The sequence below is a fragment of the Peribacillus sp. YIM B13482 genome (genome assembly GCF_042787975.1).
GTDB classification, from domain to species: Bacteria; Bacillota; Bacilli; order Bacillales; family DSM-1321; genus Peribacillus; species Peribacillus simplex_A.
This window is the reverse complement of sequence record NZ_JBHZPF010000087.1, coordinates 1-10,022: the sequence shown is the minus strand read 5'-3', so window position 1 is coordinate 10,022 and position 10,022 is coordinate 1. Positions and strand designations below refer to the sequence as shown.

Sequence of the window (10,022 nt, the reverse complement as noted above, 5' to 3'; positions counted from 1 at the left end):
CATAACTGGCCTCCACCCCTTGGATAGGCATGACGAAGGAATGAGAGGGCAATTGACCCGTTGAGACATGGGAGGGATAGCCTCCAGGGGCGGCGTGGAGATGTACATTATATGGTAAAATATGGAGTGGTAGCTGGCTCCTTTATTTAACTATGCCTTCACGAAGCCAAAATGATCTGATCTCATTTCAATTACCCGGAAATCCAATTACAAGGGTTATGAAATCCTGCGAATAAGTGAGCATTCGAGAGATATTTGTATCAAACTGAGGGAGTTCAATAACAAGTTAATTAAGGGGGAGCGTCCCGAAAATGCAGATTTACAACGATAAGACTTTTGAGACAAGTCATATGAGACACTAGCAAGCTTTATTTGACGTAAAATCGGTTACGTCCCAATAGATTAAACCCTATTGATACAAGGTTTTTGGCTTTAACGTTGTATATCCGCATAATCCTGATGCTACCCCAATAAGGACCGCCCATATTAGACGTATCTAATATGGCGGTCCTTTTGATTTTATGAGTTTACGTTATTTAACACTTTCATTTTCAGATAATATTATGCTTTTGTAACTCCTTCATCTCTTTTCAGAATCATTTCTTTATATGATGTAATTTTATGTTCTAACATTTTATTTGTTTCTTCCAGCGTCTTTAACTGGTTTTCAATCGAACTTTTATGATTTTCTAACAGTTTTAATCGATTTATTGCTGTATGTTCTCCTTCAGTATACAAGTAGGCATATTCTTTTATTTTTGTGATCGGCATTTGCGTCTCTTTTAACTTTAAAACAAATTTTAGCCATTGAAGATGTGCTTCAGAATATATTCTATCTCCATGTTCATTTCGATCTGGAAGAATGATTTTCTCTTTTTCATAGTAACGTAATGTATGTGTGCTGACTCCTAGAAGTTGTGCCACTTCACCAATCGTATACATAAAAACCTCCATACTTAGCCAATGCTAATAAAGTGTAAAAATAGGTTTGACTTAGAGTTTACTCTAACCCATATAATAAATTCGTATCATCTAAAGAATCAATTTTTATTAGTATAAACAAAATAGTGGGAGGAAATGAAATGAAGAAATATACAGTTATTACAGGCGCAAGTTCTGGGATTGGTTATGAAACAGCTCTTGCTTTTGCTGCTCGTGGAAAAAATTTAGTCATTGTGGCACGTAGAACTGAGGAGCTCGAAAAACTAAAATCAGAAATCGCGAAAGTAAATGCTGAATTAGATGTCATTATAAAAACAGTTGATTTATTTAATACGAAAAATGCGTATACATTATTTGAAGATTTAAAGGAATACGAAATTGAAACTTGGATTAATAATGCAGGGTTTGGTAATTTCGCATCAGTTGGAGAACAAAATTTAACTAAAATTGAGACTATGCTAAATTTAAATATTGAAGCTTTAACTATTTTAACTTCTCTTTATGTGCGTGATTATTCAACTGTTGAAGGAACGCAATTAATTAACGTTTCATCAGGTGGAGGTTACACGATTATTGGAAATGCAATCACATATTGTGCTTCTAAATTCTATGTAAGTGCCTTTACTGAAGGCCTTGCACATGAATTAAAAGAACAAGGTGCAAGCATGCAAGCAAAAGTATTAGCTCCTGCTGCAACTGAAACTGAATTTGCAAAAGTATCGAATGACTTGGAGGAAAATGTTAAATTCGAAGGCCTTCTTCCGAAATACCATACAGCTAAAGAAATGGCTGGATTTATGCTTGATCTTTACGATAGCGAAAAAGTAGTTGGAATTGTCGATGGTATTACGTATGAATTTCAATTAAAGGATCCAATTTATCCTTATGCAGTAAGAATGAGAAACTAATAAGGTTGATTGATCATCGTTTTTCTATTAGGAGAACCTTTCATTTCCATGTTCAACCGACGGATGTGAGAGTTAAAGATTAGGATCGCTGCGGCGGTCTTTTTTTCTTTTTCGACTAACGGGGCAGTTTAGTATAATAAGATCCTTTTTAAAAAGCCTAAATTAATTAATATCCCATGCCTTTTATCCCTTTTACTCTATTGAGATTGTGAAGGTTTCTACTTAAACTAACGGGTGCGTTAGCTGATTAAGGAACACAAAAAAAATGATCGATTTTTTAAAAAAGAATAATCCAATTAGAGAGAATAAGGGTATGTGTTGATTAATCTTTTTTCAAAACATGCCCTTTCAATTTATTCATTTATCAAGGTTGTTTGTATTAATTTGATCAAACTTTGTGGTGATCCCATGATCCATTCTTTTTTTTATTTTTGCTCTATATAAATTAATCGCTCCCAAAGCTACAGATATTCCGGCCAAATATAGGGCTTGTTGATAACTGTTCAATAGATTAACGACTAATCCGAATAAAGAGGGTGCTATGACAATGAATAATTGATTTAATGTCAATGCTGAACTCACCGTTAAACCTATAAAACGGGAATCCGATTGCTCTGTGATACAAGCAATAAAAATGGAATACCAACCAATGGCTACAAAGCCCAAAAGAAAACAAAATAATAGCATCAAGATTTCCATTTCAACAGTCATGATGAGCGGCAGCATCACTGTAAGAATTACGGTAACAGCCATCACAATAAGCAATAATCTTTCCCTTTGACCTTCAAAGAATTGATCACTCGCCCAGGCGATGACTACCCGTCCAACCATACCACCTATTAAAACGACGCTTAAATATTTTCCTGCCTCTGTTAATGGATAGCCCCCTTCATTGTGCAAATAACTCATAAAATGCGCAATGATAATCATCTGTAATGACATCATCACAACACCTACTATATACATCGGATATAACTCCTTATTATTTTTGATGACACTCATTTTCTCCTTGAACCCGACCGAGGTTGATCCCGTTTCACTCGTTCTTTCTGGCTCGTTATATAATAATAGGAAGAGCAGCCCTCCCATTATTGCTACGATCCCTTGTACTAAATGAACTGATGACAAATTGAAATGATAATATGTATAGGATAAAACTGCAGAGGCTAAAGATCCTCCAAGCGGTATTCCCGTCTGTCTTATCCCTAGAGCCAGCCCTCTATGTTCGTTTGGAAACCATTTTACGATGGCCGTGCTTCCACCGGTTTGAGCACTTCCGTACCATATACCGACCAACAATAATAAAAGCAGCAATACAATATAATCATTAACAAAAACCAGCGTTAAAGCTGAGAGCCCCAATAAAATGGTCCCCCACCCGATAATGTGTTTTTCCCCTTTTTTATCCATCAAGTATCCGAACGCCAGCATTGAAAACATCGGCCCAATATTGACCGCTGAAACAATGGAGCCTGTTTGAAGCGGTGTTAAATTCCATTCAATTTGATAAAATGCAGCGATGGGTCCCATGCCATATGTCACAAAGGTTGCTGCAGTTTGGGATAACGTGGCCACCAATACGATTAACCATTTATAATATGTATGCATTAATGCTCCCCCTATGTTTGATGTATCGTTCAATAAGAATTCGGTGGGGTATATTCTTATTATTAGCTTCTAACATTATCTAGTCTCCCTTACTTATTAAGCTAACTAGAGTTTACTCTGCCTGCCCAGAAGCGTAAAATGGAGGAAAATGATAGGGTTCATAAATTTTTTTTATAGGGTGTGCCAACTATATGAACATCAAAGAAATAGCATTGAAAATTGAAATATTAAACCGTCAAAATTTAAGTAAATCTGCAGAAATCACGAACTATACTCAATCCGCCCTTACGGCTAAAGTGAAAAAAATAGAGTCTGAAATTGGCAAACTTGTTTTTAATCGCACGCCCCAAGGATTGAAAATCACTAGTGTAGGATTACAGTATAAAAACTATCTTCAACTTATTGCAAAAGAGTACGAAGAATTTTTACAAAACATTGGTGCCTTTCAAACTAACGCTAAAGTGGATTTTGGCGCATCACATACAACCTTGAAAATCTACGGTGCCCACATCGCGAACACTTTGAATATGAACGACATTCAAATGGATGTGGATTTCGCTGTAGATTCCAGTAATGCCATAAACCAAAAAGTGCACAATTCCGAATTAGATTGTGCACTCATTAGTGAACCTATTAAGAAATATCCAGACTTAACTTATGACATCGTTGCAACTGAAACATTCGAGATCATTTCAAGTAAGGACCATATCATCAATTTTGATCGGAAAACGCCTATTACATTGCTCGTATTGAGTATAGGTTGTATGTATACAAGAGCTGTGACCGAATGGCTTAAGAATAATCAAATACCATATAAATTAAAGGAAATAAAATCAATCAGCAGTATCCAAGATTTTTTGCAAATCAGTAACACCATTGCAGTATTGAATACTAAGCTTATAGACTTATATAACTATACAAACATTCACTACTACAATTTAAGCTTTAAAAATGTCATTAATACCGTTTTCGTTTTTAAGATGAACGACGGCGAACAGAACAATATCGTACAATTAAAAAATGTTCTGAAGACGATTGGTTAATTATCAGAGTTCTTTAATAATGGCTACATTCGGTATATCAACTCTTATGATGGGGATACTGGGCCAGCAATATAGCATTGTAGTTGTCTTTATTGTTGCCTCGATTTCCTTATGTTTATCGTTTATTAATCTTATTACCTCTAGAAAGTATTTAACATTATCTATAGATGAATCTAGCAATAACTTCGAAAATCAATTGTAATTTATTTAGACAAAAAGCCAACGATTCAGTTGGCTTTTTGAATGGAGAAGGTCATTTGTGTCGTTAAGGCACAAATACTCTTAGGTGCGTTATCTTTAAGGCAGCATTATCCTTATGAATCTATCGGGGCAGGTTTCTTCAATAAGCAGAAATAATATTTTGTTAATTTTGGTAAATTTATTCAAAAGTGGAACTTATGATCGTTTCAAACGTATTAATTGGGCAGTTTAGTTCAATCTTAATAGGAGTGTTCTGAAAATGACTATATTTAAAAATAAGCATTTTACGGGAGTTTTATGGATTTTAGTTATCGCTTTATTTGGAGTCGCTTTTTTAACGATTGCATCTAGTTTTTTCAATACTAAAGAAATAAATTTAGCTAGTACTCGCTGCTATGAAATTGGTGGGGAAGTCATATTAGAAATACATAATAATCTCACAAGTGAATATTCTTTTGAGTGTAAAAAATAAAAGGCATTATGTTTGAGGAGTTAACGCTATTTACAGAGGAATTAGTAACATTTATTATGCGGTTGCTATACTTCAATAAGCCAGGTTGCTTTCTTTTGAAACTAAAAGGACAATTTGGTTAAAAGAGGAAATGTTTTGAACTGTCGAGAAATAAAGACCGTAAAGAACAAAGATGAATGAGGTGTTTTTTATAGATAAAATACCTGTTAAAACTATAAAGAAGATAGAAGAGGACATTGAAAAAAATGATTTAGGGAAAGCACGGGATAGACTACACGGGTTAATTTCAACCTTTCCTAATGAATTAGACCTCCGTAGAAAGTTGGGGGACATATATATTGCATTAAAATACCCTTCAATGGCTGGTCGATACTGGTATTTAGAAAAGAATAAGTCACCAGAAATGGTAAAAGCGTGTATTCAATTCGAAAAATCTATGGGGAATGATCCTATCAGAATAGGAAGAGCTATAAAATTTAAAGGTGATAGTGAAGTTTTAAAAACACTGCAATTAGATCAGGTAATTTCCCCTATACAAAATAAAGTTAAACAAAATTTGCTGGAAGAACCTGAAGATCCATTCAAAGATAAGTTAGTTATTTTTGGTTGCTTCTCAATAATAATATTAACAATTATCTTTGCATTAATCGGAGTTTACGCACTCTTTAACTGGATTTTTTGATCCAGAATCTTGCCTAGTTTATCTCCAGCTTTCTTCCTTTTTATTATTAGGGGAAAAGACGTTTTTTCGAAAAAAGGAAATATCAATCTCATGAACTTCTTTTAAAAAGACTTCAAGTTTCTTTCCTGCTTATAATAATACTCGAAGGTGAGTGAACATGAAAAATAGAATAAAAACAAAAATGATAAAAATACTCAGTGGAAACAGGGAAACTAGATTAATCGTTCAAGTTGCAGATACTCAAAGAAAAAGAGAAAAGGGCTTAATGTTTGTTGGAAAATTACCCGAAAATGAGGGGATGTTATTTGTGTTTTCAGAAAAAATATATGGTGGCTTTTGGATGAAAAACACATTAATTCCTTTATCTATTGCTTTTCTTGATTCAGATGGGGAAATTTTAAAAATACTTGATATGGAACCTTGTATAGAGGATAAATGCCCTACCTATGACCCGGAACTTTCTTATCATTATGCAATTGAAGTGAATCTTGGATGGTTTGAAAAGAATCAAATCAAAGAAGGGGATTATGTAAAGTTTGATTGAATTCATCTCACCTAACTCCTAGTCCTTAAAGGTGAGGTGATTTTTTTATGGATATTTATGTTAATGTCACTGAAAAGACTGGTGAAGAAATGTACTTAAACAGACAGATGCGTTAGCTGAAGATCGGAGCTGCCTATAAGGAAGTTTATTCTTTATGCCGGCGTTTATAAAAAATGTTGCGATGCTTTGCATTATTTATCGATTGACGTTTGTTTTATAAAAGTATATTATGAAGTTAACTTCATGTGAAACAAACTTCACATGAAGTTAACTTTACCCGAGGAGAATAAGTTGATTAGGAGAGGTAGTTTGAAAAATCTATTCATACAGCGTTTTTTAGTTTCAACCTTGATAATTATATTTGGAATCATTCGAATGATTCTCGATACATCAGTAAGCTTTAATTTTGGCTATATCTTTGTATTCCTAGGTGGAATACTTTTGTTGTACTCAACAATTTCTTACATTACATCCCGAAAGAATAAATCACTAGAAAAGGAATTATCAAAGGAATATGACGAAAGAGATGCTTTAATTGATGGAAAAGTTGCCCGCTTTTCTTTGCATATTGTGATATACGAAATTTTAATTCTTATGTTTTTAACTAATTTTGTGGCAATCCCAACAAATACTGCATTATTTGTTTTCTTAGTATCTTTAATAATTAGTGAAATTGGGTCTAGAAAGTATTACAATCTTGTCCTTTAATTAGGAGGCTTTATGAAAAATAGAGTAAAAGAATTGCGAATAGAATATGGAATAACGCAACAAGAATTAGCTGATAAAGTAAGTGTATCTTCTAGGACGATCATCTCATTAGAAAAACAAAAGTATAATCCATCTTTGCTACTTGCGTATAAAATAGCTTCAGTTTTTAATTTATCAATCGAAGAAACTTTTATTTTCGATGAGGATGACAAATAGTACATTTCACAAAGATGCACATATTAAACAAACAACGGAGGACTGTAGATGCTTTTTATATTATTTATTTTTGGGATAGTTTTAGTAGTTTGGGGTATTTATCGTATGAGAACAGATGATGGCTTATTTGGAAAAAATCGAAAAAACAAAAACATATTCAATTTACTGTTAATGGGAGAAGCTTCAGGATTAGGACAATTTTTGAGTGGAATTCTGTGTATTATAATAGGGATTGTAGTATTTATTGTGAACTAAAGGAATTTCAATTTTTTACTGAAATATTGTGAATGAAATCACTTAAACTATCATGGGTTTTAGTGGAATAAGGTTCAATAAAATATTCGAATTTTTAAAAAAAGAAGTGAATCGATCTCATTAAATAAGAGCATGTTTTGATTGATATTTTTTCAAAACATGCTCTTTCTTTTTGTTCGTTATTTTAAAGCTACAGAAGCATGTAAATATATTCTACGAAAGACGGAATACGTAGTTAAACCATACTATAATTATTAAAGAATACTATGTTCAATATAAATAAAAAAGCAGTAACACCGCTATAAAGTGTTGTATAATGGCATGTTTTGATTGATCTTTTTTCAAATCTGCACCTATGTTGGAAGTGCAATTTTTATTCGTAACGGGATTAATAATTTATTCTTATAGCTTTATAGTAATTCAATATTTTACTAATTTTTGAAATAATGATACAGTATTTACTATATTTACAAATATTCTTACATGGGAGGTTTTGTATGGAATAAGCCGGAACAATTTTTAAAAGCTATTTTATCTTTCTCATTCATTAGTCAAAAGAGAAAGTTTATGCTATTTATTGAAATATTGTGTGATTGCTATTAATCTTTCGTTCAGGGAGGGCAACTTATGAAAAAGTTTTTTGCTTTTCAAGTGTTAATTGCATTGTTTATTGGGGCACTTATCGGACATTTTTTTCCTGAACTTGGCCAATCCTTAAGACCGATTGGGGACGCTTTTATTCATCTCATTAAAATGATTGTTGTGCCTATTGTTTTCACTACTATTGTCATTGGTTCATCAGGCGACGGAAACATGAAAAAAATGGGTTCATTAGGACTTAAAACAATTATTTGGTTCGAATTTATTACCACCCTTATTCTAGGTATTGGTCTTTTACTTGTTAACATCTTAAAGCCTGGTGCTGGGCTTAATTTGTCCCATCTTGCCCAGAAAGATATCACACAATTAAATGAAAGCGTTACCAAAGTTGTCGATTTTAAAACGATGCTTGTTAACATCATTCCAAGCAACATTGTTGATGCGATGGCAAAAAGTGATTTATTAGCTGTTATATTCTTCGCTATTCTATTTGGTGCAGCTGCTGGAGCAATTGGCAAAAAGTCAGAGCCGGCAATGAAGTTTATGGAATCAGTTGCAAATATCATGTTTAAACTGACACAAATGGTCATGGTAACGGCACCGATTGGTGTACTCTCGCTCATGGCAGCCTCTGTTGGACAGTATGGTATCGCTCTTTTAATCCCTATGGCGAAGTTGATAGGGGTTGTGTATCTAGGGCTTGCTATTGTTATTTTCGGACTGTTTCCAATAATTGCTTGGTTCTTGAAGATTTCCTACTTTAAAGTGTTTCGAATGGTATGGGATTTGTTCCTCATCGCATTTTCCACGACAAGTACGGAAACCATTCTGCCTCAGTTAATGGATCGAATGGAAGCATACGGTTGTTCGAAACGTGTTGTTTCGTTCGTTATTCCTTCTGGGCTATCACTGAATTGTGATGGTTCGACATTGTACCTTTCTGTTTGCTCTATTTTCTTAGCACAAGCATATGGCATCCCGATGGATTTTGGCCAACAATTGATTGTAATGGGGGTACTTGTTGCAACCTCAAAAGGAATTGCTGCTGTTCCATCCGGTTCGCTGGTTGTGCTATTAGCCACCGCCTCAGCGGTAGGGCTTCCTGCAGAAGGCGTCGCAATTATAGCAGGAATTGACCGTGTGCTGGATATGGCACGTACCGCTTGTAATACCCCTGGACATGTTCTCGCTTGTATTGTGGTTTCGAAGTGGGAAAAAGAGTTCCGTCAGGAAGAATGGAATAAAGCTCAAACCGAACAGCCAAGCATTCAGGCATAAGGTTAAGATAAAGGAGCATATATGTTTTGTAGTTCCCCGTCAAATGTTGAGGTGATGGTCTTCGGACCTCACCCTTTTTCAATGTGAATCCTCATCCTTTAAACTTTTGGGCAAATAAAACCATTTCTAAAAAAGCATTCAATACTCCTTAAACAAAAGGCATTCCCTTTAAGTGCTTTGCTCAATCTGAACATGGCTTGAATTTAATGGTTAAGGGACTGAAGGAATTGGTTGAAGCTGGACAAGTTAGCTATAAAGGCTAAAGTCGTTAGTGCAATCGAGAATTGAGTCAATGCTCTCCAAATAAACTGGAGGGCTTTTTTTCTTAGTCAACCATTATTGGTCTTGTTTATTGATACGCCGGGTATGTTTTTTTATTTGGACAGTTTATATTGACAATTACCTTATACTTGGTAATATTTCTTTATTATTACATTTATACGCTTGTTATTTCTTTAATTTTGTTACTTATAAATATTCATTATTAATTTCACATACTATGTTGCTATTTACCAGGTAGTGAGTTGTGGTTGATTTCCCCTCCAGATGCTCGCTTTCCGCGGGG

The 10,022-nt window shown here is 34.2% G+C and carries 11 protein-coding genes; 9 read left to right on the top strand and 2 right to left on the bottom strand.

Annotated features, from left to right (window positions below):
* Window positions 1-561: 561 nt before the first annotated feature.
* Complete coding sequence (locus ACFX4L_RS23910) at window positions 562-942, bottom strand: MerR family transcriptional regulator (RefSeq protein ID WP_284469569.1); 381 nt, start codon at window positions 940-942, stop codon at window positions 562-564.
* A gap of 140 nt (window positions 943-1,082) precedes the next feature.
* Here ACFX4L_RS23910 and ACFX4L_RS23905 point away from each other — a divergent pair, with 140 nt between their 5' ends.
* The gene (locus tag ACFX4L_RS23905; protein ID WP_284469570.1) at window positions 1,083-1,850 is read left to right on the top strand and encodes an SDR family NAD(P)-dependent oxidoreductase; all 768 of its coding nucleotides are present in this window, start codon (window positions 1,083-1,085) and stop codon (window positions 1,848-1,850) included.
* Between the two features lie 357 nt (window positions 1,851-2,207).
* Here ACFX4L_RS23905 and ACFX4L_RS23900 read toward each other — a convergent pair whose 3' ends face one another.
* Window positions 2,208-3,458: an MFS transporter gene (locus ACFX4L_RS23900; protein WP_377387255.1), complete on the bottom strand. Its 1,251-nt coding sequence runs from the start codon at window positions 3,456-3,458 to the stop codon at window positions 2,208-2,210.
* A gap of 191 nt (window positions 3,459-3,649) precedes the next feature.
* Here ACFX4L_RS23900 and ACFX4L_RS23895 point away from each other — a divergent pair, with 191 nt between their 5' ends.
* From ACFX4L_RS23895 to ACFX4L_RS23860, 8 genes are all read left to right on the top strand, one after another.
* A complete protein-coding gene (locus tag ACFX4L_RS23895) occupies window positions 3,650-4,501 on the top strand; it encodes a LysR family transcriptional regulator (protein WP_377387252.1) in 852 nt (283 codons plus the stop codon).
* 460 nt (window positions 4,502-4,961) lie between these two features.
* Entirely contained in the window at window positions 4,962-5,174 is a 213-nt protein-coding gene (locus ACFX4L_RS23890; RefSeq protein ID WP_377387249.1) for a hypothetical protein, read from the top strand.
* Window positions 5,175-5,364: 190 nt separating this feature from the next.
* Window positions 5,365-5,856 carry a DUF6584 family protein gene (locus ACFX4L_RS23885; protein WP_377387262.1) on the top strand — a complete coding sequence of 164 codons (492 nt, stop codon included), beginning with the start codon at window positions 5,365-5,367 and terminating at the stop codon, window positions 5,854-5,856.
* A gap of 157 nt (window positions 5,857-6,013) precedes the next feature.
* Window positions 6,014-6,400 carry a DUF192 domain-containing protein gene (locus tag ACFX4L_RS23880; RefSeq protein ID WP_377387246.1) on the top strand — a complete coding sequence of 129 codons (387 nt, stop codon included), beginning with the start codon at window positions 6,014-6,016 and terminating at the stop codon, window positions 6,398-6,400.
* 309 nt (window positions 6,401-6,709) lie between these two features.
* The gene (locus tag ACFX4L_RS23875; RefSeq protein ID WP_377387243.1) at window positions 6,710-7,108 is read left to right on the top strand and encodes a hypothetical protein; all 399 of its coding nucleotides are present in this window, start codon (window positions 6,710-6,712) and stop codon (window positions 7,106-7,108) included.
* 12 nt (window positions 7,109-7,120) lie between these two features.
* Entirely contained in the window at window positions 7,121-7,324 is a 204-nt protein-coding gene (locus ACFX4L_RS23870; protein ID WP_377406439.1) for a helix-turn-helix transcriptional regulator, read from the top strand.
* Between the two features lie 48 nt (window positions 7,325-7,372).
* Complete coding sequence (locus tag ACFX4L_RS23865; protein WP_061464976.1) at window positions 7,373-7,579, top strand: hypothetical protein; 207 nt, start codon at window positions 7,373-7,375, stop codon at window positions 7,577-7,579.
* Between the two features lie 627 nt (window positions 7,580-8,206).
* On the top strand, window positions 8,207-9,457 hold the full coding sequence (locus ACFX4L_RS23860) for a dicarboxylate/amino acid:cation symporter (protein WP_284469656.1): 1,251 nt from the start codon (window positions 8,207-8,209) through the stop codon (window positions 9,455-9,457).
* The last annotated feature ends 565 nt before the right edge of the window (window positions 9,458-10,022 follow it).